At 38.4% G+C, this 25,777-nt stretch carries 23 protein-coding genes; 10 read left to right on the top strand and 13 right to left on the bottom strand.

Annotation, left to right across the window (positions count from 1 at the left end; all coding sequences use genetic code 11):
* Nucleotides 1-10: 10 nt before the first annotated feature.
* The 11 genes from ACERJO_RS17010 to rraA all read right to left on the bottom strand — a co-directional run bounded on the left by ACERJO_RS17010 (nucleotide 11) and on the right by rraA (nucleotide 10,231).
* Nucleotides 11-325: a hypothetical protein gene (locus ACERJO_RS17010; RefSeq protein WP_373648247.1), complete on the bottom strand. Its 315-nt coding sequence runs from the start codon at nucleotides 323-325 to the stop codon at nucleotides 11-13.
* A gap of 52 nt (nucleotides 326-377) precedes the next feature.
* A complete protein-coding gene (locus tag ACERJO_RS17005; protein ID WP_373648246.1) occupies nucleotides 378-758 on the bottom strand; it encodes a YhfM domain-containing protein in 381 nt (126 codons plus the stop codon).
* 70 nt (nucleotides 759-828) lie between these two features.
* Nucleotides 829-2,196 (bottom strand): MATE family efflux transporter, encoded by a 1,368-nt coding sequence (locus tag ACERJO_RS17000; RefSeq protein WP_373648269.1) that lies wholly within the window; start codon nucleotides 2,194-2,196, stop codon nucleotides 829-831.
* A gap of 305 nt (nucleotides 2,197-2,501) precedes the next feature.
* Nucleotides 2,502-3,668, bottom strand: a complete 1,167-nt coding sequence (locus ACERJO_RS16995; RefSeq protein ID WP_373648245.1) for an iron-containing alcohol dehydrogenase — start codon at nucleotides 3,666-3,668, stop codon at nucleotides 2,502-2,504.
* A 349-nt stretch (nucleotides 3,669-4,017) separates the two neighbouring features.
* Entirely contained in the window at nucleotides 4,018-4,833 is an 816-nt protein-coding gene (locus ACERJO_RS16990; RefSeq protein ID WP_247103452.1) for an ABC transporter permease, read from the bottom strand.
* 4 nt (nucleotides 4,834-4,837) lie between these two features.
* Nucleotides 4,838-5,815 (bottom strand): ATP-binding cassette domain-containing protein, encoded by a 978-nt coding sequence (locus ACERJO_RS16985; RefSeq protein WP_373648244.1) that lies wholly within the window; start codon nucleotides 5,813-5,815, stop codon nucleotides 4,838-4,840.
* A 33-nt stretch (nucleotides 5,816-5,848) separates the two neighbouring features.
* Complete coding sequence (locus ACERJO_RS16980) at nucleotides 5,849-6,229, bottom strand: SHOCT-like domain-containing protein (RefSeq protein WP_247103460.1); 381 nt, start codon at nucleotides 6,227-6,229, stop codon at nucleotides 5,849-5,851.
* A 13-nt stretch (nucleotides 6,230-6,242) separates the two neighbouring features.
* On the bottom strand, nucleotides 6,243-6,611 hold the full coding sequence (locus ACERJO_RS16975) for a DUF2089 domain-containing protein (RefSeq protein WP_247103461.1): 369 nt from the start codon (nucleotides 6,609-6,611) through the stop codon (nucleotides 6,243-6,245).
* Nucleotides 6,612-7,247: 636 nt separating this feature from the next.
* Complete coding sequence (locus tag ACERJO_RS16970; RefSeq protein WP_373648243.1) at nucleotides 7,248-8,465, bottom strand: CynX/NimT family MFS transporter; 1,218 nt, start codon at nucleotides 8,463-8,465, stop codon at nucleotides 7,248-7,250.
* A 199-nt stretch (nucleotides 8,466-8,664) separates the two neighbouring features.
* Nucleotides 8,665-9,048 (bottom strand): DUF302 domain-containing protein, encoded by a 384-nt coding sequence (locus ACERJO_RS16965; protein WP_247103464.1) that lies wholly within the window; start codon nucleotides 9,046-9,048, stop codon nucleotides 8,665-8,667.
* A gap of 697 nt (nucleotides 9,049-9,745) precedes the next feature.
* Entirely contained in the window at nucleotides 9,746-10,231 is a 486-nt protein-coding gene (gene rraA / locus ACERJO_RS16960; RefSeq protein ID WP_247103467.1) for a ribonuclease E activity regulator RraA, read from the bottom strand.
* A gap of 199 nt (nucleotides 10,232-10,430) precedes the next feature.
* On the opposite strand from rraA, the gene ACERJO_RS16955 reads away from it, so the two are divergent.
* Nucleotides 10,431-11,354, top strand: coding sequence for an ArsR/SmtB family transcription factor (locus ACERJO_RS16955; protein WP_247103468.1), 924 nt, complete (start codon nucleotides 10,431-10,433; stop codon nucleotides 11,352-11,354).
* A 32-nt stretch (nucleotides 11,355-11,386) separates the two neighbouring features.
* On the opposite strand, the gene ACERJO_RS16950 is transcribed toward ACERJO_RS16955, so the two are convergent.
* A complete protein-coding gene (locus tag ACERJO_RS16950; protein WP_373648242.1) occupies nucleotides 11,387-12,268 on the bottom strand; it encodes a LysR substrate-binding domain-containing protein in 882 nt (293 codons plus the stop codon).
* Between the two features lie 159 nt (nucleotides 12,269-12,427).
* On the opposite strand from ACERJO_RS16950, the gene ACERJO_RS16945 reads away from it, so the two are divergent.
* From ACERJO_RS16945 to ACERJO_RS16930, 4 genes are all read left to right on the top strand, one after another.
* Nucleotides 12,428-13,522, top strand: a complete 1,095-nt coding sequence (locus ACERJO_RS16945; RefSeq protein WP_247103472.1) for an ABC transporter ATP-binding protein — start codon at nucleotides 12,428-12,430, stop codon at nucleotides 13,520-13,522.
* Nucleotides 13,509-14,561, top strand: coding sequence for an ABC transporter substrate-binding protein (locus ACERJO_RS16940; protein ID WP_373648241.1), 1,053 nt, complete (start codon nucleotides 13,509-13,511; stop codon nucleotides 14,559-14,561). The genes ACERJO_RS16945 and ACERJO_RS16940 overlap by 14 nt, the downstream gene beginning before the upstream one ends.
* 3 nt (nucleotides 14,562-14,564) lie before the next feature.
* Nucleotides 14,565-16,226 (top strand): ABC transporter permease, encoded by a 1,662-nt coding sequence (locus tag ACERJO_RS16935; RefSeq protein ID WP_373648240.1) that lies wholly within the window; start codon nucleotides 14,565-14,567, stop codon nucleotides 16,224-16,226.
* Between the two features lie 112 nt (nucleotides 16,227-16,338).
* Complete coding sequence (locus ACERJO_RS16930; RefSeq protein ID WP_373648239.1) at nucleotides 16,339-17,559, top strand: MBL fold metallo-hydrolase; 1,221 nt, start codon at nucleotides 16,339-16,341, stop codon at nucleotides 17,557-17,559.
* A gap of 119 nt (nucleotides 17,560-17,678) precedes the next feature.
* On the opposite strand, the gene ACERJO_RS16925 is transcribed toward ACERJO_RS16930, so the two are convergent.
* On the bottom strand, nucleotides 17,679-19,865 hold the full coding sequence (locus ACERJO_RS16925) for an alpha-galactosidase (protein ID WP_373648238.1): 2,187 nt from the start codon (nucleotides 19,863-19,865) through the stop codon (nucleotides 17,679-17,681).
* A gap of 191 nt (nucleotides 19,866-20,056) precedes the next feature.
* Here ACERJO_RS16925 and ACERJO_RS16920 point away from each other — a divergent pair, with 191 nt between their 5' ends.
* The 5 genes from ACERJO_RS16920 (at nucleotide 20,057) to ACERJO_RS16900 (ending at nucleotide 25,427) form a co-directional block, all read left to right on the top strand.
* A complete protein-coding gene (locus tag ACERJO_RS16920; RefSeq protein ID WP_247103490.1) occupies nucleotides 20,057-20,938 on the top strand; it encodes a helix-turn-helix domain-containing protein in 882 nt (293 codons plus the stop codon).
* 278 nt (nucleotides 20,939-21,216) lie between these two features.
* Complete coding sequence (locus tag ACERJO_RS16915; RefSeq protein ID WP_373648237.1) at nucleotides 21,217-22,446, top strand: ABC transporter substrate-binding protein; 1,230 nt, start codon at nucleotides 21,217-21,219, stop codon at nucleotides 22,444-22,446.
* Nucleotides 22,447-22,523: 77 nt separating this feature from the next.
* Nucleotides 22,524-23,390, top strand: coding sequence for a carbohydrate ABC transporter permease (locus ACERJO_RS16910; RefSeq protein WP_373648236.1), 867 nt, complete (start codon nucleotides 22,524-22,526; stop codon nucleotides 23,388-23,390).
* The gene (locus ACERJO_RS16905) at nucleotides 23,390-24,214 is read left to right on the top strand and encodes a carbohydrate ABC transporter permease (protein WP_373648235.1); all 825 of its coding nucleotides are present in this window, start codon (nucleotides 23,390-23,392) and stop codon (nucleotides 24,212-24,214) included. The genes ACERJO_RS16910 and ACERJO_RS16905 overlap by 1 nt, the downstream gene beginning before the upstream one ends.
* A gap of 328 nt (nucleotides 24,215-24,542) precedes the next feature.
* Nucleotides 24,543-25,427 (top strand): AraC family transcriptional regulator, encoded by an 885-nt coding sequence (locus ACERJO_RS16900; protein ID WP_373648234.1) that lies wholly within the window; start codon nucleotides 24,543-24,545, stop codon nucleotides 25,425-25,427.
* The last annotated feature ends 350 nt before the right edge of the window (nucleotides 25,428-25,777 follow it).

The raw sequence follows: 25,777 nt of genomic DNA, 5'->3' as shown, positions 1-25,777 counted from the left end.
CACTCATCTTCTAATTCACTAACCTATGACGATAAATTAGAAGATTAATGACATTTAAAATGATTGTAACGATTAGAAGAACAGCTACGACAAATGCAAGTGTGTCCATAATATCCATAAGAGCAGACCAATCCTCAATTGTTACAAGATGATTGATACTGAAAATCTGAAAGCATAGTGAAATGGCACAAGCACTGATGCTCGTTACAATAAGTGTCAACACACTATGATCATCGAGATTGTTCATACGTATGAAAGTGACAATAGGAAGTATCCAAGCAATTAGCCCGAGCACAAGGCTACCGATATTAAGTAATTCAACCACGTCTATTCCCCCTTTGTTAATTGAATACAGGTGTCCAATTCAAGCCACCCGATTATTGCCGATTTTCATGTTTAACAATTAATGCATTTACTTCATCAACCGATTGATCTGATAAAGTAAAAATAGTATGTGTATGATTAGCATTCATAATTATCCCAGAATCTTCTGTAATCCATAGAAAATAGGTATCTTCATCAATACAAAATTGATACTGATGTTGGGACACATTGACTATGCCTGGTTCTTGCTTTGCTTGGCGTACAGCGCTTTTAAATATATCTAAATCTTCTTCATTCTTTAACTCTGTAACATTCATATTCGTCTTACAAAAGATCTCTACATTGTCCTGTACTACTTCTTCACTCTTTTGTATGTGAGAACATCCAACTAATGCAAGGCTTGTTACGATACATAACAAAGTGCATTTTTCCATAGTACAATCCCTCCCATCAATTAGACGTTCTAGCTCAACAAAGGGTCTCTATATTTTTCCTTGTTCGCCATTATGCCGATGACCGATCCTCCTTTTCAACTAACCCTTTACTCATCCATTTCCGACTGCGCCAGCGAAAGAACATTAAGACCGAACGTAGCCATTCATCTAATAGCATCGCAATCCATATTCCAATTAATCCATATCCTAAATGAATACCTAATATATACGATAGCAATACGCTCACTCCCCACATTGAAGCAATCCCTATTAATACAGGGAATCGTGCATCACCTGAAGCCCGTAGTGCACTAATGATCACTAAGTTTGAAGTTCGCCCAGGCTCTAATAACACCCCAATAAATAACAAAATAGAGCCAAGTGCAATAATTTCAGCATCATCTGTAAAAAATCCAAACAAAATCTCTCCAGAAAAAGCGACAGTAATGCCCACTGTAACGGCAATGATCAAAGCGACTCGTAAGCCACGAAACATTTGACGATATGCCTCTTCTTTCAATCCAGCTCCAACAAGCTGACCGATGTAAATTTGCATTCCTTTTGAAATCGACATCGAAAAAACAACCATGAGCATAAGCAGATTTTGCGTGTATACTTTCGTCGCCAAAGCTGTTGCACCAATCAAAGTAATAAAAATCGTAATAACGATTTGACTCATATTAAAGGACAAATGCTCACCAGCTGCCGGTACACCAATTGCCATAATTTTTTTGACATACTCGACCTTAACCTTTAACCAATCAGCCCAACTAATTCGCACCTCTACACGACGATAGAGAAGAACGAAAAGTGTGACCAATGCTAACGCCTGACAAACAACAGTCGCAATCGCAACCCCCATCACCCCTAATTGAGGTACACCTAATGCTCCGAATATAAATAAATAATTCCCGGCGATATTTAAAGCGTTCATCGCTAGGACAACATACATGACATCCTTCGTAAACCCCATTGCTTGTAACACAGCAGAAATCGTTAAAACAAGAGCATGTGTAAATAGTGCAGAGCCAACAATCAACATATAGATATCAGCATACTCAAATAGCTCAGGCTCTAAGTTGAATAGTGTAAGAAACTGCTGACGAAACAGTACGACCATCACACTAATAAATAACCCAAATAACAAATTAATGATAATTGCATTAGCAATCGTTAAGCTAACATCCTTTTTCTTTCTCGCGCCAACAAACTGAGCTACAACAACGCCGGAGCCCATTGCAGTAAAATTAAATAAGACAAAAGTAAACATCATGACTTGGTTTACAACACCAATTGCAGCAACAGCCTCATCAGAAATAAAGCTCAGCATAAATATATCCGAAAACTTCATCATCGCTTGTAAAAATACTTCAATAAAAATCGGCCATGTAATCGCAAATAACGTCACATGCTTCATATGATTCGTAGATTGTTTCATAGACACAGTATATACACCTTCGCTCTTCATCCTCTTATTTAAACGCTTTCAAAAAAAAGAAGATCGTTTCTATTTAATAGCAGACATTTTACCATATCCATTACGTCATTGAAGCTAGAAAAACTATATGATTTATTTTAAAAAACGCGATTACGATTTTCTTTATCGAAGTCTGTCGTAATGAAATTTGCTATTTCCCTTGACCCACCTCTGTTTCTTCACAGAGTGCCGGTATTGATTGCCGTGCCCCCTAAACAAAAACAGAGTGCATAGCTGAAAATAGCATCAGCCATACACTCCCTGTTCTAATCTAAAGCCAGTTCATATATCTTATGTACATCATTCGCTTCTAGCTTGACGAAATTCCCTAACGGGCAACGATCAGTCGCCTTTTTGGCCATCTCATCAAAGTGTGTACGGTCGATATCAGCCTCATTTAACCGAATTGGCATACCAATTGAGTGGAAGAATTCCTCGGTCTTTTTTATACCAGCTAATGCCGTTTTTTCTAAATCATTAAGATCGATTTCAACATCCCACACTCGATTTGCATATTGAGCAAAACGGTTCACATTATGCTTATAGACATATTTCATCCAAGCAGGGAAAATAATCGCTAACCCTGCACCGTGTGCAATATCATAAATTCCACTAATCTCATGCTCAATTTCATGACTTGCCCAATCACCGATTCTACCTGTTCCTAATAAATCATTATGAGCAATCGTTCCGGCCCACATAATTTCTGCACGTGCATCGTAGTTGGCCGGTTCATCAATAACCGCACGAGCATTTACAATGATCGACCGTAATGTACCTTCACATAGACGATCCGTTAAATCAACGTGCTGTTCATTTGTGAAATAACGCTCTAATATATGAGCCATCATATCTGTAAGACCACATGCTGTTTGATAGGCAGGTAATGTGTAGGTAAGCTCCGGATTTAATATCGCGAATTCTGGTCTCATATTTTGGTGACCTGTCGAGCGTTTGTACATGCCATCTTCATTTGTGATAACGGTCCCATTACTTGTTTCACTTCCGGCAGCAGGAATCGTTAACACTACGCCAATCGGCAAACATCGATCCACTTCAGCTTTTCCAATAAAGTAATCCCACACATCGCCATCATAATATGCCCCTGCTGCAATCGCTTTTGCAGAATCAATCACACTTCCACCACCAACTGCAAGAATGAACTCGATGCTTTCCTTCTTACAAATCGAAACGCCTTCACGTACTAAATCAACACGCGGATTCGGCTTCACTCCACCTAACTCGAAAACCTCAATCCCCTCGGCCTTTAATGAAGAAATTACACGGTCATATAACCCACTCTTCTTTATACTTCCGCCTCCATAATGAAGAAGAACCTTCTTTCCAAAAGCAGCAGTCTGTTTGCCAACAACCTGCTCCTGATCTTTTCCAAAAATAATCGCTGTTCCATTTTGAAATTCAAAATTCTGCATTGATGTCATCTCCCTTCGAACCTATCATACGCCGATCCTAATAAAAAATGCAAACGGCTACACCTGGCATATGGAGAAACGAGTGAACACTCTAATAGTTTATGTTCATTTTCATTGAATCAGAAGATGACTCATCATCTATTTGCACATTCCTTGTTTTCCAATCCAAACTTTTTTTAAAGTTAGTTTAGCATCAGTAGCAGTAAGCCCGTCATCCATTTCAACATACCAGCTCTTAGGAGCCCGCGCACAGCCAAGAATTTTCTAAAACAAAAGAGACCGCGAATAGAATCACAAAGATTTCATTCTCGATCTCTTATACGTAAAATGATCTCAACAGTAGTCTTGCTTATTTCTTTCGATACAAAAGCATCGTCAATGGTGCAAAAATAACAATGAGTACTAAGCTAAATAAAAGCACGACACCTATTTCCCCTGCTGTTACCGTTCCTTGCATCAGACCACGAATCGCTGTGACAAGAAGAGTGATCGGGTTGACATCAACAAACGCTCGTAGCCACCCTGGCATCGTTGCCGGATCAACAAACACATTACTCGCAAATGTCAATGGGAACAGGACAACCATACTAACACCCATTACCGCATTTGGTGTCCGCATCACTAGACCAAGTGCGGTAAAGATCCACGATAGGCTAAAGGCGAAAATAAGAAGCAACAACACTCCTAATAAAACGCCAAGTGTACCACCATCTGGTCGGAAGCCTAAAATAAGTCCTAATACGATGACAATCGCTGATGCAATCGAGTAACGCACCGTATCAGCTAAAAGAGCACCGACTAGTGGTGATGGCCCCCAGATCGGCAAGGATCGAAACCGATCGAAAATTCCTTTTGAAATATCTGTATTCAATGCTGTCCCCGTATAAATCGATGTAAACACAACGGTTTGAACGAGAATACCAGGTAATAAAAATTGCAAATACTCACTCGTAGAACCAGCGATCGCTCCGCCAAATAAATATGTAAACATTAACGTGAACATTATCGGAAACATTGTTACATCAAACAACTGTTCAGGTACGTATTTAATTTTCAAAATCGCACGCCACGTAAAAACAAAGGTCGAAGTCCAGCCACGTGCACGTTTCGGCCGTTCTCCATTGGCTATGGCTGTTTTTAACGTTTCATTTATATTTGAATTCATCGCTCTACACCTCCTCCTCTTGCTCTTCATCTTCAGCTGGTCGACCTGTCAAAGTAAGAAACACTTCATCCAAACTCGGTTGACCTAATGAAAAATCTGTGACTCCAATCCCAGCTTTGGCTAGCTCTGCCAAAGCATGTGCTGCCTTTTCACTATCCTTAATTCTCGCAGAAAGCGCTGTTGGATCTGATACTACTTGTATTTCAGCCTGCAAATGCTCGTGCAACAATTTCTCAGCTTCGGGACGTTGTTCCGGGTTTAATAATCTAACATGTAGCATCCCTGAGCCAATCGAGGCTTTCAGCTCTCCACTCGTCCCCTCAGCTATGACCTTACCACGGTCAATGACGGCAATACGATCGGCTAACTGATCAGCTTCATCTAAATATTGCGTCGTCAATAACACTGTCGTTCCTGTACTGACTAATACTCTTACAATATCCCACACTTGATTTCGACTCCGTGGATCTAATCCAGTTGTTGGCTCATCAAGAAACAAAAGATCCGGTGTTACAACGATACTTGCTGCAATATCAATTCTTCTTCTCATTCCACCTGAATATTTTTTCACTTGTCGCTTGCCTGCTTCTTCAAGGCCAAATGCACGTAACAATTCAATTGCGCGAGCTTTCGCCTTTTGTCTTGAATAACCCATCAACCTAGCAATCATTCTTAAATTATCATAGCCAGTTAAATCCTCATCAATCGAAGCAAATTGTCCCGTTAAACTTACACGACTCCGTACTTTCTTCGCGTCTGACTTTAAATCATGTCCGAGTATTTTTGCTGAACCCCCATCTGATTTCAATAATGTTGCTAGCATGCGAATGGTCGTTGTTTTCCCGGCACCGTTCGGCCCTAAAATACTATATACAGTACCAGCCTTCACCTTTAAATCGACACCATCAACAGCTCGATTCTTCCCAAACACCTTCACTAATCCATTAGCTTCAATCGCATAGTTGGAACGATCCAATGACATCCCTTCCTCTCTTCTTTCAATGTATTTAACACTCTATTCAATAATGACAGATACAGTATCTCCATTCGATGATTTCACATCGACAATTTGACCCTCTAACTCATTATCTATTGCTTCAATAATAAGACCAATGTCAAGGTCTTTCACATATTGCTCAGATTGAGGAATTTTCGATGCAATACTATGTCCTGCTACTAGAACAACTTTTACAAGCTTGATCGGTAAATTCACTGAAACATTTTCATTGTCTTCTGAATGTATGCGGATTTTCAATGTTTTCTTTAAATACTCTGATTGTTTCGTTGCCGTTTCTGTTTCCTCCTGCTTCAACAACTCAATTAATTCCGTGCCTTCTTTGGCATCAATCTTCCCCTCTTGAACCATGTTCAGCACCTTCGCAATCTCGTCCTTCATCAATCCCACTCTCCTATTCCTCTTTCAATAATTTAATGGCATCCTCTGATGAAATTTCACCATCTTCTAGCATTTGAATCACCTTACTCTTATCAGCTGAGACCGTTTTCTTTTCTTGTTCATAGCCTAGTGCTGATATGATCTCTGTTAACTTACCACGAACAGTAGGGTAAGAAATGCCTAACTCTTTTTCAACCTCTTTAATATTCCCTCGACAAGTAATGAAAACTTCTGCAAAGTGAAGCTGCTCTTTGGACAATGCTGCAAATTTTGAAAGTTCGAATTGATTCTCAATCGTTGTATGACAATGCGTACAATGAAGCTTCGTTACTTTCATCGTATGACTGCATACAGGACAAGATGTGATGATTGGATATGCCATTTCGATCAGCTCCTTCTTCAATTGTTAGTTTAATCCAATAAAAATAAAAAGTAAATAATTATTTTTATTATTTACATAAAAAATATTAATTTATTTAATTGTTAAGTTAATATTTTAAATTAAATGGTGCTGGACAGACTAAAAAAGCATCCAAATGTTATCATGAATGCCTTTTTAAAAAATGGCGTATCTTTCTAAATTAGCCCACTCTCTCAAAACATAAAATTGATAATTTGAACATTAGATTCTTTCCTCTCAGTCCAGTGTCCTTTAAATCATAGACGAAACCGTTGCCTTTTTTGAAAATCCTGATATGAGCTATTTCTAATCAAATCAAAGATGCTAAAAAAAGTTAATTTGGAGGCCACTGAAAAAGTTTGGTTTTAACTTTTTCAGTGGCTTTGAAGTAATGTGCGTAGCCGTTGCCCGATTTTGAAAGCCTTGCAATGAGTGGGTTTCTCATAGCAAGGCGCGCAACGAGCGGAGCCATTACTCTTCCTTGAGTTACTAGAAAGGACTTTTTCAGTGACCTCGTTAATTTGTACTTTTCCAGTGGCCTCCTCATCTCATAATAGCAGCTATATTTACATACACTTCTTCTAAATTGCTCAATAGTAGTCACCATAATTATTTTACCTATGCAGATGTATTCTCATTTTCCTCATCAAACACATACTTCGCTTGTCCTGCACCCACACCAACAATGAGCATAATGACACTTATTGCCAAAAGAACCAACAATGACACATTCCATGATGCTAGCCAATCATAGAGAAAACCAAGCATTAATGGTCCACTTGCCGCTAACAAATAGCCAATCGATTGCGCCATTCCAGAAAGATTAGCAGCCTGATCAGACGTGCGTGTCCGTAAACTAATAAAAGATAATGCCATACTAATGCTAGCTCCAAAAGCAACACCCATCATGAGAACACTCAAACCAATTAACCAAACAGTCTGAACATCAATTATTAATATACCGATTCCAATAAAAGAGCAGAGACTAATCACGAATACAATTCCTTTTTGATCTCGTAAACGATCAGCCAGAACAGGAGCTAGCAATGTAGCTGGCAAACCAATCAACTGCATCCCTGCCACAAACCACCCTGCTGAAACAGACTCTATTCCTCGACTTGTTAAAATTTCAGGTAACCACGAAATCATACAATAAAATAATAACGACTGTAAGCCCATAAATAGCGTGACTTGCCACGCCAATTTCGATTTCCATAGACTTGATTTGACTGATTTGTCCATTAATAGTTGACTGGAACGGGAGGCGTTTCTTAGCTGCGGCAGCCAAGCAATCAGCCCGATTAAGACAAAAAGACCCCAAAACCGTAGTCCATTCTGCCATCCTAATTCTAGCTGCTGTGACATCGGCACACTCAAACCTGAACCAAGACTTGCTGCCATTCCCATTGACATCGTATAAAGTCCCGTCATCAAGCCTACTTTAGCTGGGAAGCTTTTTTTCACTATACCTGGTAGTAATACATTTACTACCGCAACACCCGCTCCTACTAAAACCGTACCTATAAATAAAAAAGAGACCGAATCAAATGGCCTAATGACGATACCGATACCAAGTATCCATAACCCTAACCAAACAGCACCATTATTGCCGAGTCTCCGTCCGATTTTCGGAGCAAATGGTGACAAGAAAGCAAACGCCAGTAATGGAACGGTTGTTAACATGCCTGCGACCCCATTTGAAATCCCCGTATCATTCCGTATATCTTGAATGACTGGTCCAACTGACGTAATGGCGGGGCGTAAATTTAATGCAACAAATACTAAACCTATGATAAAAATCCATTTATTCCATTTTTTCTTTTTCATATTGTTCATTCCTCACTCTCCTTTTCTACACTAACGTTTCTATCCTTTAACAGCAAGAGGAGAAGAGGATAATTTGTGGACTTACTTTACAAACATACGCTAACTACATTGCCCTTAACACAGCCAAACTTTAATATTTTTTTCAAGGAAATTAAAAAAGCAAAGGAAACTGATTCATCCCTTTGCTTATCAACATTCTATGAGTCTTTTAAATACTTTTTTGAATGGCCGACATCAGCCTACTTTCAATTTCATCCGAGACTGCATTTAATTCCTCATTTTTTAAGCTTCTAAGTAGTACAGATGGCTTTGGCATCCCGACTTTTATTCGATCTCCATCTCGATAAACTGTAATCTTACATGGTAGAAAATAACCTGATAACTTATTAATTTCAAGCATCCTTTTCACTTCAATTGAATTACACACTTCAAAAACGGTATACGACTCATTATATTGAAGCCCTTTTTCATTAAGCTTCGCCTGCAAATCAAACTCATATAAAACGCCAAATTTCTCTTCCATTAATGCCTTTTGTAATTGCTCCACCGTTTCTTGAAAGCTATTAGAAGATTCAACCGTATAATCAAACATGATAAAAACAGCTCCTTATCAACATATTCATCTACTTTGTTAAAGACCTTTACCCTGTTTGAAAAGGCTTTATTCAATTATCTAAAAAGTCAGGTAATTTCTCATATTTTTTTACATTTTCCTATTCTAATTTTTTCAAAGGATACTATTCTTAAAACTGGTGATATGTAATTTGAAAGGAGTGACTAAGTTGATCGTCAAAAATTGGACTGAACGATTACTACTAAGAATCCTTCGTAATATGACATTAACTTTCATTCTTGAGCACCGATCTCATCCGAAAACAATTCACCATACTTTGTTATTCAAAATCTCTTAATATTACCTATAAAAAAGTGTTCTATAGAAACAAGTCTATAAAACACTTAATAAAGAATATATTCTTTCAGCCTGTCGACAAAGTCTCGTAAAAGCGAGACATGTAGACAGGTTTTTTTGATTAGTAGTCAGGGTGCGGCTCTTCGTCCTCGCTACCGGGATGGGGGGCACGCTTTCCGCAGGCGGGAGTTGAACTAACCGGCTGCGCCGGTGGATTTCAACCTACCCTTTCTTCCTGCAGGAGTCGGCCCTCCCATCCCGTCCGCTTTTTCTAGTGAAAAAAAGGAAATTCGCCTCCTCAAATGTCACCAACAATAGAACCGCCTTTGAGAATCATTTTTCAAAGGCGGTTTGTCTATGGTCTGAAAGAATATATTCTTTATAGTAAAAGGTCCTCATCCGAAACGACGACACCATCTTGATCAACATATACATATTGCCCAGGCTTCCAATCAACACTCGCAAAGTGAAAAGCAATGTTTGTTTCCCCTGAACCTTCGCATGAACTTAGTACGGGTATCGTTCCTATCGCCATTATTCCAATATCCATCTGATCGATCATCGCAGAATCACGTATACATCCATAAATGATCAATCCAGATACTTTCTTTTCAATACTAATTCGAACAAGCTCTGCTCCAATTAGCGCGGATCGTCTTGATCCAGAGCCATGTATGACGATCACACTCCCCTCTTCAGCTGATTCAACGACCTTTTTTACTAATCCATAATCTTCATATACTTTCACCGTTACAACTCGTCCTGAAAAGGCTTTCTTATTACCGTAATATTGAAGAAGCGAACTTTCAGCAACAACGATTTGTCCATTATTTTGATCACATAATTGAGAAGTATGAAAACTCAAAAGAGTCCCTCCTAAAAGAATAATATATTACATATACAGTTATATTAGCTCCATTCTATCATATTTTCAATTATGAAAAAGTTAATTTATGAGTACACACAAAAATTTAAGCAATTAATCAAATAGCCTTGTTAAAATATTAACAACCATGTATCATTATTTACATTAACATTAATTATATGACGTACGGAGGAAATAGATGCAGTTAGATATCTCTCAACAATCACTTCCTGTCTATGAGGCACTAGCCAGTAAAGTTCGCCTCGCCCTAATTCAACACCTTACCAATAGATCGATGAATATTCGAGAATTGGCCGAAGCCTCAAATTTAAGTAGTGCCATCATGACAATGCACATAAAAAAATTAGAAAAGGCGGGAATCATTCGTACAGAAATGATTCCTGGAAAAGGCGGGGTGCAAAAGCGATGTATATTAAATACTGAAAAAATCGAAATCCTTTTTCCAAACCATCAACAATTAAAAAAAGACTTCTATCATACCGAAGTTTCGGTCGGCCACTATACTGATTTCTTTGTCAAGCCGACATGCGGTTTAGCGACAACAGAAAAGTATGTAGGTGAATTTGACGAACCTCGTTATTTTCTTGATCCACAACGAGTTAATGCGAAAATTCTTTGGTTTAGTCAAGGATTTGTCGAATACAAAATTCCGAACTTCCTTCTTTCTACTCAGGAGCCCGAGGAGCTAGAAATTTCATTTGAACTATCGTCAGAAGCACCATTTACAAATGATCATTGGCCTTCTGATATTACGTTTGAATTAAATGATGTCCAAATTGGAACGTGGACAAGTCCAGGTGATTATGGAGATCGCCCAGGGAAATATACACCAGACTGGTGGCCGCGAATTATTAACCAGTATGGCATCTTAAAAATATTGCGTATCTCCAAAGATGGTACATATATAGATGGTCAACAAATCTCTTCATCAACCATTTATGATGTCAATGTTCTTAATAAGCAATGGTCTTTTCGGATATCCGTTAAAGAAGACGCTGCTCATGTCGGCGGGCTCACCCTCTTTGGATCAGGCTTTGGCAATTACAATCAAGATCTCGTTTTTAGACTCTATTATAATCATAAGGATAAGGCTAACAGGTAAACAACTTACTTTTAGCCTTTTTTATCACTAACTCATACTTCACGAAATAGATCTGTCATGAACTCTTGCATTAGTGGGCTAATAGGACGATCATTCCGATAAATTAACGAGATAGAGCGGTTATATCCAAGCTCTGGTAACGAATGAACCGTAAGCACATTTTGTTGCGCTTCTTCCTGTACTGCTCGTTTTGATAGAATCGCTCCCCCTTCTCCAAGACTGACCATTTTCTTAATCGCTTCAATACTCGTTAGCTCCATACGGATATTTAAAGAGAGCTTCTCTTTCTCAGCCCATTCGTTAATCATCTCTCTCGTTGAGCCAGAACTGTGAATATATATAGGTACCTTTTCTATATCGTGGCGAGTTATCTTATCAAAAATGGCATATTCATGTGAATGAGATATGACAAATACGAGATGATCTGACACAATCTCTTTCTCCACCAACAAGGAATCCTTCATTGGCTGAGTCGATATAACACCGAAATCGACTTCTTTTTCCTTTACCATTTTCTTAATAGTCGGTGCCGAATGGACATGTAACGTAATTTGAACATTTGGTTTCTTTGAAAAAAATTGACTGCATATAGGGGGTAGAACGTAGCTTGCAGGGATTGTGCTCGCCCCTATATGTAACTCTCCTCTATTAAACGATTGATAATCCTTCATTACACGCTCCGTCTCAGACACGAGACGCAAAATCTTTTCAGCATATTGATGAAGCATCGCCCCTGCTGATGTTAATACGATCTCCTCACCCTTTTGCTCATACAACGTTATCCCAACAGAATCACGTAATTTTTTTAAATGAAACGAAACCGTCGGTTGCTTTAAGTTCAAATCACGAGCAACCTTGGACACACTTTTACATTGGCAAAACCTATAATACATATCAAGCTGCTGTACGTTCATTTGTAAATCTCTCCGTCCATCCATAGATTATTTCTATAGTAACATCCGTAACCTATTGATTTTATTAATTAGATGTTAAGAAAGCGTTAATACTCTATTAACATTTCTTCGTTATCGTAATAGATAAGCAAGACATTTAGACGGAGAGGAGAGCTTTGATTGAAGATTGAGTTAACAGCTATTGAAAAATCTTTCGGTTCCTTACAAGCACTAAAAGCGCTTCATTTAACAATTCCATCTAGTTCATTTGTTAGTTTACTAGGCCCATCAGGCTGTGGAAAAACGACACTACTTCGCATCATTGCTGGTCTAGAGGAGGCAGATAGTGGAACGATTATGATGAACGATACAACTATCTATTCAAGCGAAAAACACATTCAAGTCCCTCCGCAAAAAAGAGGGATCGGCATGGTATTTCAAGATTTTGCTCTTTGGCCACATATGACGGTCTATGAGAATGTTGCTTACAGTCTTAAAGCAACCGGAAAGAGAAAAGCCTTACGTGACAAAGTAAAAACCGCCTTAAAAAATGTGCAGCTTGAGTCTTATAGTAAGCGATATCCACATCAACTATCAGGTGGCCAACAACAGCGAGTTGCTATCGCTAGAGCGATTGCCAATGACCCCGCAGTCATCTTAATGGATGAACCATTAAGCGCACTAGATGCTACATTACGCGATGATATGAGAATCTTATTACAATCACTCGTAAAACAGCTTAAAATGACTGCCATTTACGTCACTCATGATCAAAATGAAGCAATGGCAATGTCTGATCATGTTGTCGTCATGAACTCTGGAGAAATTTTGCAGCAAGGAGCACCGGAAGACATTTATCATTACCCATGCTCAAAAGAAGTCGCTTCTTTTATCGGAAAAGGCACCATTTGGGATGGCTTGATGATTCATAAGGGAGAGCAGCCTTACGTGAAAATCGACACCGATTTCCTTATTCAACTCGCTAAGCAAGAAAAATACAAATCACTCGGCGGAGAATGCACGATGGTTATTCGACCTGAACATGTACGCCTTTCGCAAGTTTCATTTCATCATGCACAAATTGGTGAAGTTGAAACCGTTAGTTTTTTAGGAGAAAGATATGAAGTCACTTTACAAATCGGAAAGAACAAGCGACGATTATTTGCTTATTCATCCGAACGATTAACGCCAGGACAAGCCATCTATTTTACGATCATGTCTGATTCGATTCATTTTATTAACCAAATAGGGGGATTATCTCATGAAACAGCTTAAGTCATCTTTTTTTCTACTATTACTACTAGTCACGCTTGCAGCATGTACCCAGTCGGAACAAGAAGTACAAGAAAATGAAAATAAACAGCCTACTAACAATGAGCCTACAGAAGAAATGCAAAATGAGGAAACTGGCTCATTAACCCTTTACACATCTGGCCCCGGAGGAATGGCTGAGCAATTAGCTGAAGCCTTCACAGAAGAGACAGGCATTACAGTCGATATGTTTCAAGGGACAACAGGTGATGTACTCGGTCGTCTCGAAGCAGAGGAAAGCAATCCTCTTGCTGATGTCGTAGTTCTTGCCTCCTTGCCTCCAGCTATCGATTACAAAAATAGAGAACTCACACTCGCTTATGAATCACCATACGCCTCATCACTTCACGATGATTGGTATGACGAGGAGTTTCACTTTTATGGCTTTAGTGCATCTGCATTAGGATTAAGCTACAATACGAACTTAATTTCAGAGGCGCCAACTGATTGGTCTGACTTAACCTCTGATGAATTCAACGGTCAAATCGCCATCCCTGACCCAACTCAATCAGGTACAGCACGTGATTTCATCGCCGCATATATTAATCAAGAAGAGGAAGACGGATGGGATTTACTCGAACAACTCAAAGAAAATGGACTTCAAATGGAAGGTGCGAATAACCCGGCATTACAAACGGTTATTTCAGGAGCGAATTCAGTCGTTATGGCCGGTGTTGATTATATGGTTTATAACAATATGGAAAATGGCGAACCTGTGGATATTATCTTCCCTGAAAGTGGCACGATGATCACACCACGCCCTGCTTTTATTTTAGAAAGTACACAAAATCCCGAAGCGGCGAAAGCATATATTGATTTCATTCTTTCTGATAAAGGACAGGAAATCGTCGCAGACGCTTATTTACTCCCGGCACGAGTCGATATAGAACCAGCTGATATTCGTCTTGGACTCGATGACATTCCAACGTTAGAATACGACTGGGATTACTTAGAGGAGCATACACAAACGATATTAGAGCGCTTTATGGAGATGATCCGATAACGAATGAATTCATTATTTACTTTTCAAACACTTAATCGTGCTTTTGCCTTTCTTACATTAATCATTCTCGTTTTCATGCCATTATTGTTTGTTTTGTTACGTGGTGTGATGCCAGATGGGAAATTTGAAGGCTTTGCTGCTTTTAGTTTGTTGGCCAATGATCATTACTGGTCCATTTTCCTGAACTCGATTTTACTCGGAATTGGAGTTGTCATAGGGGCGTCATTATTAGCGGCGCCTCTTGCCTTCTTCATGGCACGAACTGAACTAAAGAAGCACCGCTGGATTGACATCGTTCTCGTTATCCCATTTATGACACCTCCATATATTGGAGCAATGGGGTGGATTTTGTCCATGCAACCAAACGGCTACGCTGAACAACTCGTTCCATTATTAGCCAATGTTACTCCCGTGTTCTTTTCTTATTTCGGAATGGTTTTAGTCATGAGCCTTCATCTTTTCCCATTTATTTATCTTATTATGCGAAATAATTTGGAGAACATTGGTGGGCGTTTAGAGGAAGCTGGTATTATTCATGGCGGTTCATTCTTTAATCGCTTAAGAAGAATTACTTTTCCTTTGTTTCTTTCAGGCTACAGTATGGGAGCCTTACTCGTCTTTGTGAAAACAATTGGAGAATTTGGAACACCAGTCACATTAGGTAATCGTATTGGCTATTACGTCTTAACATCTGAAATCCATCGTTATACGTCGATTTGGCCCCTTGATTTTGGTACAGCGGCGGTTTTGTCTACAATGCTTCTATCGGTTAGTATGCTCATTTGGTATTTACAGCAATGGCTCGTCAGTCGCCGTCACGATCAAGTCGTAACAGGAAAAGGACAAACTCAATCGACCTTACGCTTAGGTAAGAAACAGGCTTTCGCTTGGGCTTACTTAGCCTTTGTCCTTCTTCTTTCAATTGGTGTTCCATATTTTTCAGTGGCATCAACGGCTTTGATGAATATTCAAGGTAATGGCTTAAGCTTTTCCAATTTGACACTCCGTCATTTTGTAGAATTATTTAGTGGCAGTGGCAAAGACGCGCTTTGGAATAGCATTTGGCTTGCTGCACTTGCAGCAACTATCAGTGCCAGTATCGGCATTTGGGTGGCCATGATTATTATGAAAAAGCGTGGAATTCAAGAGAAAACGATGGATTTTTTCTCACTTGCTCCTAATACGGTACCGGGAATTGTCGTCGTCGTAGGTCTCATACTTTTTTGGAATGCGTATTGGAATCCAGCACCCATCTATAACACTTGGATGATGCTCATTCTCACATATGTCATTTTGTACTTACCTTTCACGGTACAAAATATTAAAGCCGTATATGGTCAGCTCGGAGACTCTTTATTCCAAGCAGCAAAGATGAGTGGCGCTTCTTCTATCTATATGATCCGAACCATCATCATTCCGTTGCTCATTCCTGGTATATTAGCAGGCTGGATGATGACCTTTACGATTTCAATGAGAGAGCTCGTAGGTTCGCTAATTCTGCGTCCTCCCAATATGCATACATCAGCAACTTTTATTTATTCACAATTTGAACAAGGTACTGCCTCCTTAGGAATGGCAATGGCGCTCGTTACTGTCGGAATGACAACAATCATGTTAATCGTGATTGAACAAATGAAAGCTCGTTTTCAACATTACAAGTCTTAATAACCTATATGAGAAATACACCGAGTGGCTTTACTGAGTCCACTTCCATCTCCTTCATTGGACTTCTAAGAATGTTATAAAATCTGATTATGAGAAAAAAGGATGATGCTAGTTGAAAGTAACTTTCTTAGGTGGAGTGAATGAATATGGACGATCTTGCTTCCACCTGCAAGCAGATAGGGTTTCCATTTTAATCGACTGTGGCATTATGAAAAATGCCCATGTCGAGCATAAACGATTCCCTTTATTAAATAGAGAAATCGTCGAAAGTCTTGATGTGGTTTTCATCACACATTCACATGAAGATCACACAGCAGCACTTCCATTGCTTTGTGAACTTGGCTTTAAAGGAAGCATTTATGCGACATCAGCCACACTCAATCAAACGATTCAAGTGCTTACTTCACTACAAAACGGAAAACAAGGATATAGCTCTATCACTCAGCAGTTTAGACCATTAGAACCATTACCAAGACAGACTTGGCTACAATTGGCTCCGAACTATCAATTTGATTTTCAATACGGTTATAGTGGACACACACTTGGTTCTGTCTGGTTCCTATTTCGAATAAACGGTGAGCAAATTTTCTTTTCTGGTGACTACTCAACAGAGTCACCGATCCTCACAACAGATCAACCAATCATTGAAAAACCAATAGAAATCGCGATCCTAGACGGAGCATACGGGAATGAAACATGCTCACAACAAACCTATTTAGAAGAAATCTACCATGCAATTGAACACGCATTAACCTTAAAGAAAAAAGTTCTCCTACACGGGCCTATATATGGAAAATTGCAAGACTTGCTCATGTATTTTCAAAATGATAGAGCTAACTTCCTAACAGATACAGCCATCAGTCAAGAAATTAGAGCAAGTTTTGAAGCATATATGAACAATCAAAGCAACGTTAAGAAGCAAGCTCTCAAACAAATAGATGAGCTTGCCAATCAGCTGCAGACAATACCGTTAACGACATGGCTACATAACGATTCATTTTCAATTGGACTTTTTACAGAGCATGAACTTTTAAAGGAATTAACAGCAGAAAATGCGGATAATTTACTCATCTTATGTACCGGACCTTATCTAGAGAAAATTGTGGCAATCGGAGACAAGCAACCATTCCCACAATACGTGCAAAAACGTTACAAAGTCCATCCAAGTGTCTATGAATTACACGAACAAATCAAGTATCTCAAGCCGAAGAGAATTGTCTTCAGTCATAGTCCCAATAAACAAATTACCTACTTACAAGAAGTATTTACAGCAATAGGCGAAGATGTTGTACTTGCTGAAGTTGGAGATGTATTAGAAATGATTGTGAAGTGAAGAAATCCTATCAATTAGACGATCCACGAGAGCACACCTTCATGGATCGTCTTCTATGCGAAACAACCACCCTTATATTTACGCTCATTATATCCAAATGACGAAAATCACAGCACGCTTCATTCCTCTATTAAGCGCCACATTATACTCTGAAAATCGCCCGTTAATTGGGGAATATTAACCCCAATATTCATTAACTCATCTCCATAGTAACTTTCACTCAGTTCTATAATGTGATATTTTTTTGTCTTGATGAGACCTTTTAATTTAATTCTCTTAAATGGCTCATTCGCTTCCCCTAACACTTTCACATAAGAAAAAACAGCTTCAGACTGATCATCTGTAACGAACATCCACGCCGCATCCTGCTGTTTAAATGGATTCACTAAACGATACATTTCACCGAATTGAACAATATGACGAATCGTCTTATAATACGCTACCTGCTCCTTAATCACTTGGTGTTCCTCACTCGACAACGTAGTCACATCTAACTCATAACCAAAGTTCCCTGACATAGCAACATGACCCCTTACCTCAATAGGGGTTTCACGATGTACCTGATGATTCGGAACAGCCGATACATGTGCTCCCATTGAACGAATTGGATAAACAAGACTCGTTCCATATTGGATCTTCAAACGCGAAATAGCATCCGTATTATCACTCGTCCATGTTTGTGGCATATAGTAAAGCATCCCAGGGTCGAATCGTCCACCTCCACCTGAGCAACTTTCAAATAATACATGTGGAAAGGCTATCGTAAGTTCCTCTAGCACACGGTACAACCCTAGCATATAACGATGACCTGTTTCTCGCTGCCTGTTTTTCGATAACTGTGCCGACCCCACTTCAGTCATATGGCGATTCATGTCCCATTTTACATACGTAATCGGAGCTTGCTGTAATATAGCCGAAATTCGCTTAATCATTTCATTACATACATCATGCCGTGAATAGTCCAAGACTAATTGATTCCGACTTTTCGAACGTCTTCGATTTGGAACATGAATACACCAATCAGGATGCTGACGATACAATTCACTATCTTCTGATACCATCTCTGGTTCAAACCACAAGCCAAATTGCATATCCAGCTTTGTAATTTTTCGTGCTAATTCTTCTAAACCATTAGGCAATTTCTTTTCATCAACAAACCAATCTCCTAAGGAAGAATTATCGTCATCCCTCTTACCAAACCATCCATCATCTAAGACAAATAGTTCTATACCTAACTCTTTACCACTTTTAGCTATGTCATATATTTTATCCTCATGAAAATCAAAATAGGTCGCTTCCCAATTATTAATTAAAATCGGACGTTCTAGATCACGAAATACTCCTCTACAGAGACGCTGTTGATAGAGACGATGAAATGTATGTGACATCTCCGTTAAACCATTACTAGAATAAACCATCACCACTTCTGGCGTTTGAAAGTTCTCACCAGGCTGAAGCAACCATGAGAAATCAAACGGATTAATCCCCATCGTGACTCGTGTTTGTGAAAATTGATCAACTTCTGCAGTCGCCAAAAAATTACCGCTATAGACCAAGTTAAAAGCAAAAACTTCACCTGTATCTTCAGTTGTATTTTCATCAACTAGTGCAATAAATGGGTTATGCTGGTGACTACTTGCACCTCGACGGCTTTCTACAGACTGAACCCCAGTATGAAGTGGTGATTGTTCAATATGCCTTTCGCGGCAATGAGCTCCTGGTAAACGAAGCATTTCAAAGTTAGCACTACGAAAATCAACATTCACACTTGCCGCTTTTTCTATTTTCAATGATTCTCTCCCATTATTTTCAAAACGAACAGAGCGTGTCATTGCATTCCACTTCTCAAAGACTGTATACGTAAGCACAACTCGTAACTGTGTAAGCGAATCAAGCAATGTAATTTCAAGAGTTTCCGCCTCATCTTCATTTTCCACATACGTAGCTGGGAGGCCATTTAATTGTGGCTTACCTTTTTCAATTCGATGTGAATGATAACGCAAATCCATCACCGTACTGCCATTTTCTAATTGAATATGAACAGCAGGAAGACGATAATCAGTATGACCAAACGAAGGATACTCTTGCGGTAACGTATCTAATGAAAATGTCCGATCTGAAGCAATCGGATTTCCAGAAAAACCACGATCTGCATAACGAATCGCATTCGAATGATGATAACGATTCACCTTTTTTCCCCAATACAAATGAGCTACATAGCCTCCATCTAGCAATTGAAAGACATAACTCATATCATTAGCTTGCAAGTGAAACGTACGTGTCTGTTCTACAAAGGTAATCCCCATCTTTCACTCCACCCTCCAAAATAATAAACAGCATTATATTGCTCAAAAAAATACATGAATTCTTCTTCTTTAAACACTATATAATCTTATAAATACTTATATCAAGGGTAATTAATTGCAATTAGAGTATTATATTGCTGTTGATGTTATACTAGTTAAAAGAGAAGATAATAAAAAACGAGGTGAGTAGTTTGACAATTATTAAGCATAAAATGGGAAATGTCCGCCTATTTCTAGATAAACAGGACGACCTTCCAACACTAAATTCGATCGGATGGGAACTACGAACAGATAATGACAAGGAAATATATGATTGGAATTGCACAAATCGTATGGACAAACAATGTTTGTTTCAATATACAGTTGCGGGAGAAGGAGAACTAGAGGTCGGGGGAAATGTCCACCACATCAAAGCAGGACAAGCCTTTCTTATCGAAATTCCTGGTCCATTTTCTTATCGCTTTCCACAAGGAAAACAAAAATGGGAATATAAATACCTCTCTCTCACTCTTAACGCATATCCGTTGTGGGCACCCCTCATAGAAAACGGAGGGAGAATTATAAACCTAGCTCCTGATAGTAACGTCCTTCAATTTTGGGACAAACTTTTCGAAAAAGCATTAACCGATCAAATTAAACATATTTATGACAATTCTTCGTACGCTTATCGCTTCTTAATGGAGGTTCGCCACGCTGTTCAACAGCAATCGAAGCCAAGTTCAACTCCTGAACCGATTCAAAAGTGCTTACACTTTATAGATCGTTCTTTTCACAAGCCAATTGGACTCGATGAAATCGCCGAAGCTGCTGGACTATCTAAGTTTCACCTTATACGTATTTTCCAAAAAAGTATCGGCGAATCACCTATTAATTATTTAATTAAAGTACGCATTAAAGTGGCCGCTCAAAGATTAATCGAAAACGATTTACCCATTTATGAAATCGCTAATCAATGTGGCTTTTCAAGTGCGAATTATTTTTCAAAAGTGTTTCAAAAGCATACATCCCTTACCCCATCTGAATTCAGAAATAGCGTAGGCAAGCAACAAATATCTGAAGTGTTTGTCAAATAACCTTCTTCTTAGGCAGCAATAAGGCTTCTTATTGCTGCCCCATTCAATCTAGCAATATATTACCCTATCATGCAATTAATTACTCTTGTTCACATTATTAAGTTAACATATTATTGATTTACACAATTTAACCGCTTATCGATTATGAAGCAATTTAATATCCATATTATTTTATTTATGAATAATACTACTAACGAATGCTCATTCGTTAATCGGTTTTTTGTTAAGAGTAATTGAGATCGCTTTCAATATATACAAATTGAAAAGGGGAGATTGACATGAAAACATGGCTTAAAGCGACTATCATAGGTGCATTAACTGTATCAATGTTAATAGCTTGTGGAGAAAGAGATTCATCAGGTGATACTGAAATCGTACAACTTGAATTTTTCCAATTCAAAGGAGAAGCAGTTAGCGAATTTGACACTCTTATTGAACAATTCGAACAGAAGCATCCAAATATTCGAATCGAACAAAACAATGTACCTGATCCAGACACCGTACTATTCTCTCGATTATCACAAAATGACATTCCTGATATCATGACTATTAACGGGGGGGTTACGTATGGTGAAATCGCTAACGCCGGTGTGTTAATGGATCTCAGTGATTACGAAAATCGCAACTCCATTATTGATGAATATGAAGAAATGCTTCAACGCCTTAGTAGAACTGATGAATTATTCGCATTACCACATACAGTTAATGCTAATGGTGTTCTTTACAATAAGAAGAAATTTGAGGAATTAGGTTTAGACATTCCTGAAACATGGGATGAGTTTATCACTCTTGCTGAAACGATTCAAGAACATGGGGAAACACCACTTTATTCAACTTACGGTGAAGCGTGGACCATCCTTCCCCCATTAAATACATTAGCTTCAAATATACATGGCATGGAGTTTTTTGATGAACTTGAGGCTGGCAATACATCTTTTAGTGACGTCTATAGTGACATTGCATTAAAAATGAAAGAATTACTTCAATATACAGATAACGATGTATTCGGAGCAGATTATGATATTGGAAACACAGCTTTCGCCAATGGAGATGCTGTAATGTATATGCAGGGGGTGTGGGCATTAGGTCCAATTCTAGATGCTAATCCTGATCTGCAGGTAGGGGTCTTTCCAATGCCAGCAACAAATGAAGCAAATCAAAATAATGTCATTTCCGGTGTTGATGTAGCAATAGCCATTGCGGACGATACAGACTATCCTGAAGAAGCCCAACTTTTCTTAGATTTCTTACTACAACCAGAAAATATAGAAGTCTATTTAGAAACACAGCGAATGTTTTCTGCTGTTGAAGGGGCTGAACAAGAGAATGAAGCATTACAAGAGCTACAAGTTTACTTTGATAATGAACGAGTCTCACCGTTTGCTGACCATTATTACCCACAAGGATTTGGTGTCGACATTATGTTCCAAGATTATTTATTAGATGGTTCTCTCGATACTCTTTTAGCTGAACTAGACTCAGAATACGAACGATTAACAAGACAATAATATGGGTTTACACTCATTTAAGGTCACTGTTCTCAGTGACCTTAAACATCCATGCTCGCAAGAAGGGAGAACATATCATGATTAAGAAAAAACCGTCAGTCTACTTTTTTATGGTCATCCCAGCTTTGTTGTTATTTTTTAGTTTCCACACTCTCCCTGTACTACAAGGAATCTTTTATAGCTTCACGAATTACCGTGGTTATGGAAACTGGGACTTTGTTGGGTTTAGAAATTATATGAATGTGTTTAGTGATAGCCGCATTTATAATGCTTATTTTTTTACATTTAAATTTGCCATCGTTTCTACAATTTTAGTTAATATCATTAGCTTAATAATCGCTCTTGGCTTAAATGCCAAAATTAAATTTCATAAAACATTACGTGGCATCTATTTTATGCCAAACATTTTAAGTATTTTAATTGTAGGATTTATCTTTAATTTCATCTTTGCTGTCTTCATTCCAAATATCGCAGAGAATTTGGGCATTACTGCCTTAACTACAAGTATTCTTGGAAGTCGAGACCACGCTTGGATAGCAATTGTCATTGTTGCCGTATGGCAAGCTGCAGCCTTTAATACCATTTTATATTTAGCTGGATTATCAACCATTCAACAAGACCTATATGAAGCAGCTAGTTTAGATGGAGCTAACAGTTGGATGAAATTTTGGAAAGTAACATTCCCATTAATCGCTCCATTCTTTACCATTAATATGGTACTAGCAATGAAGAACTTTTTAATGGTATTCGATCATGTTGTTGCGCTAACGGGTGGTGGCCCGGGACGCTCAACTCAATCGATCTCTTTACTCATTTATGAGGATGGTTTCTCAGGTGGACAATTTGCCTTACAATCAGCTAACGCGGTCATTTACTTTATCATTATCGTCACCATCTCCATCATTCAAATACGTGTACTCCAGAAAAGGGAGGTGCAAATGTAATGAGTCAAAATAAATATAATTGGCTAGTCACCGTTTTATTAATGCTTGGAACAATCGTTATTCTTTTCCCACTTTATATTACAGTGGTTAACGCATTTAAGAAACCTGCAGAAACGGCAGCTTCAATTCTTGCGTTACCAGATTCACTCTCATTTGCAAACTTTAATAGAGCGATTGAAATGACGAACTTCTTTAACGCGTTAGGAAATAGTGTATATGTAACTTTATTTACCGTGTTATTTACAGTCCTATCCAACTCACTTGTCGCTTACGCAATCGCACGAAACATGCATAAAAAAATGTATCGTTTCTTATTTTATTATTTCGTCAGCGCCATGTTCGTTCCTTTCCCTATCATTATGCTACCAATAGTCAATCAAATGAGCTCGATGGGGCTGATGAATTTAAATGGGCTCATTTTACTCTATATCGTTTACGGGTTAGCATTTAACGTTTTTCTCTATACAGGTTATATTAAAACGATCCCGAAAGAATTAGAAGAAGCTGCAATCGTGGATGGATGCTCACAATGGGGGGTTTTTTGGAGAATCATTTTTCCGATTCTATCACCCATTAATGCAACTGTTGCCATCTTAACAGCTCTGTGGGCATGGAATGATTTCCTTTTACCTCTAGTTATTTTGTCTAACCGAGCTGATCAAACGTTACCACTCGTTCAATATGTCTTTCAAGGTCAATTCGCAACCAACTATAATTTATCATTCGCTTCTTACTTAATGGCACTACTCCCAATGATCATACTGTATTTATTTTTACAACGCTACATTATTAGTGGTGTAACACAAGGAGCGATTAAATCATAATACCGCAGATCTCCTATAAGCCCATAATCTTTTACAACTATGGGCTTTACCTCTTTTTCACAAACGCTCTCCTCTCTGCATATTCCAAACATTTAGGATAGACAAACGCTTCTTCGCCATTAATTTGATATAGCACTTACAGAAGTAGCAGCTCCTATTAAAGAAAGATTATATATATCGAACCATTTCCCCACCTCCTTGTTCCAAACATCCCCTTAAATTAGCTTATGCCATTCTACAATTCAATGGTAAAATAAATATAGCAAAAAGGATTAAGAATTCCAGAATGGTTTGTTGTTAAAGTAAGGATATGGGAGGTTTAAGGGGAATGGATTATATATGTAGTATACAAAAATCAATTGATTACATTGAAGAAAATCTAGGTGAAGAACTATCACTTTCAACTTTAGCAGAAATCGCCCACTTTTCTCCTTTCCACTACCATCGCATATTCCAAACGATGGTTGGAGAATCAGTGATGGATTATGTCAGAAAAAGAAGATTGACATCCGCAGCAGAACGTTTATATTACACTGAGGAAAAAGTGATTACCATTGCACTAGAAGTCGGATTTCACTATCAAGAATCGTTTAATCGTGCATTCAAAAAGTGTTATGGAATTTCACCTAAACAATACCGCAATGCCAACTACATCTCCGGCCCCTTACGTGGAAAAGTTCAACTCACTCCCAAAATTACAATTGGAGGAAAACGTATGCAACCTAAATTGATCACAAAACCTAAGCTTAACATTATTGGCTATGAACTAAAAACGAAAACTGTCGACGGTCAAAACAGTCGAGACATTCCGCAATTTTGGCAGCAGTACATGCAAAACAATCTATGCTCCAATATCCCAAACCCTCTCAAACCAAAAGAAGAGCTAGGCATCTGCACCGATTTCTGCCCTGAAACCAATGAATTTGTTTACATCATTGGTAAAGAAGTGGAACAAGGAACAAAGGCTCCAAGTGGATTAGTATACAGAGAATTTCCTGAAATGGAGTATGCCGTATTTACAACGCCAACAGCAAACGAAGAATCATTCACCTCTAACATTCAATCAACCTGGAATTATATCTTTGCAGAATGGTTTCCTCAAACAGACTATGAACATAATGGTACGACTGAATTCGAACTGTACGATGAACGATGCTACGGATCTGAAAAGGAAATGGATATTTATATACCGGTGAAAAAACGAGTCGTTTAAATAGAATCCTTTGCTAAAAAGTATAAGAAGCCCTTTCAAAAGCTAGTTGAAAGAGCTTCTTTTTTATTTCTGCTTATTGTTTTTAGAACATACACTTGACATCAATATTTTTATATATTATATTTAAATGATACGTAATAGATAAGAACAAACATAAAAGTTTATATATAAGATTTATTGGCATTCTATTAAGATTTTTTTACTTATTCACACTGGATTGGCTTCGGAGCCATGAGGATGTATGAGAGGTAGGGCTTACATTGTTTAGGTTTTTAAAGGTTAGAATAAAAGACGCGGCTATCTTACAAATTACTTGAAATGATCAGATTATCCTATATACGTAAATTCAC

The organism is Halalkalibacter sp. AB-rgal2, from assembly GCF_041821005.1.
Lineage (GTDB): Bacteria > Bacillota > Bacilli > Bacillales > Bacillaceae_D > Halalkalibacter.
The sequence above is the reverse complement of the archived record's forward strand: the minus strand, read 5'-3'. Positions and strand labels throughout refer to the sequence as shown.

Excerpts from the sequence above, each read along its gene's own strand:
- ACERJO_RS17005 (WP_373648246.1), bottom strand. The coding sequence starts at position 758 with ATGGAAAAATGCACTTTGTTATGTATCGTAACAAGCCTTGCATTAGTT.
- ACERJO_RS17000 (WP_373648269.1), bottom strand. The coding sequence starts at position 2,196 with ATGAAACAATCTACGAATCATATGAAGCATGTGACGTTATTTGCGATT.
- ACERJO_RS16995 (WP_373648245.1), bottom strand. The coding sequence starts at position 3,668 with ATGCAGAATTTTGAATTTCAAAATGGAACAGCGATTATTTTTGGAAAA.
- ACERJO_RS16990 (WP_247103452.1), bottom strand. The coding sequence starts at position 4,833 with ATGAATTCAAATATAAATGAAACGTTAAAAACAGCCATAGCCAATGGA.
- ACERJO_RS16985 (WP_373648244.1), bottom strand. The coding sequence starts at position 5,815 with ATGTCATTGGATCGTTCCAACTATGCGATTGAAGCTAATGGATTAGTG.
- ACERJO_RS16980 (WP_247103460.1), bottom strand. The coding sequence starts at position 6,229 with ATGAAGGACGAGATTGCGAAGGTGCTGAACATGGTTCAAGAGGGGAAG.
- ACERJO_RS16975 (WP_247103461.1), bottom strand. The coding sequence starts at position 6,611 with ATGGCATATCCAATCATCACATCTTGTCCTGTATGCAGTCATACGATG.
- ACERJO_RS16970 (WP_373648243.1), bottom strand. The coding sequence starts at position 8,465 with ATGAACAATATGAAAAAGAAAAAATGGAATAAATGGATTTTTATCATA.
- ACERJO_RS16965 (WP_247103464.1), bottom strand. The coding sequence starts at position 9,048 with ATGTTTGATTATACGGTTGAATCTTCTAATAGCTTTCAAGAAACGGTG.
- ACERJO_RS16955 (WP_247103468.1), top strand. The coding sequence starts at position 10,431 with ATGCAGTTAGATATCTCTCAACAATCACTTCCTGTCTATGAGGCACTA.
- ACERJO_RS16950 (WP_373648242.1), bottom strand. The coding sequence starts at position 12,268 with ATGAACGTACAGCAGCTTGATATGTATTATAGGTTTTGCCAATGTAAA.
- ACERJO_RS16940 (WP_373648241.1), top strand. The coding sequence starts at position 13,509 with ATGAAACAGCTTAAGTCATCTTTTTTTCTACTATTACTACTAGTCACG.
- ACERJO_RS16935 (WP_373648240.1), top strand. The coding sequence starts at position 14,565 with ATGAATTCATTATTTACTTTTCAAACACTTAATCGTGCTTTTGCCTTT.
- ACERJO_RS16925 (WP_373648238.1), bottom strand. The coding sequence starts at position 19,865 with ATGGGGATTACCTTTGTAGAACAGACACGTACGTTTCACTTGCAAGCT.
- ACERJO_RS16915 (WP_373648237.1), top strand. The coding sequence starts at position 21,217 with ATGAAAACATGGCTTAAAGCGACTATCATAGGTGCATTAACTGTATCA.
- ACERJO_RS16910 (WP_373648236.1), top strand. The coding sequence starts at position 22,524 with ATGATTAAGAAAAAACCGTCAGTCTACTTTTTTATGGTCATCCCAGCT.
- ACERJO_RS16905 (WP_373648235.1), top strand. The coding sequence starts at position 23,390 with ATGAGTCAAAATAAATATAATTGGCTAGTCACCGTTTTATTAATGCTT.
- ACERJO_RS16900 (WP_373648234.1), top strand. The coding sequence starts at position 24,543 with ATGGATTATATATGTAGTATACAAAAATCAATTGATTACATTGAAGAA.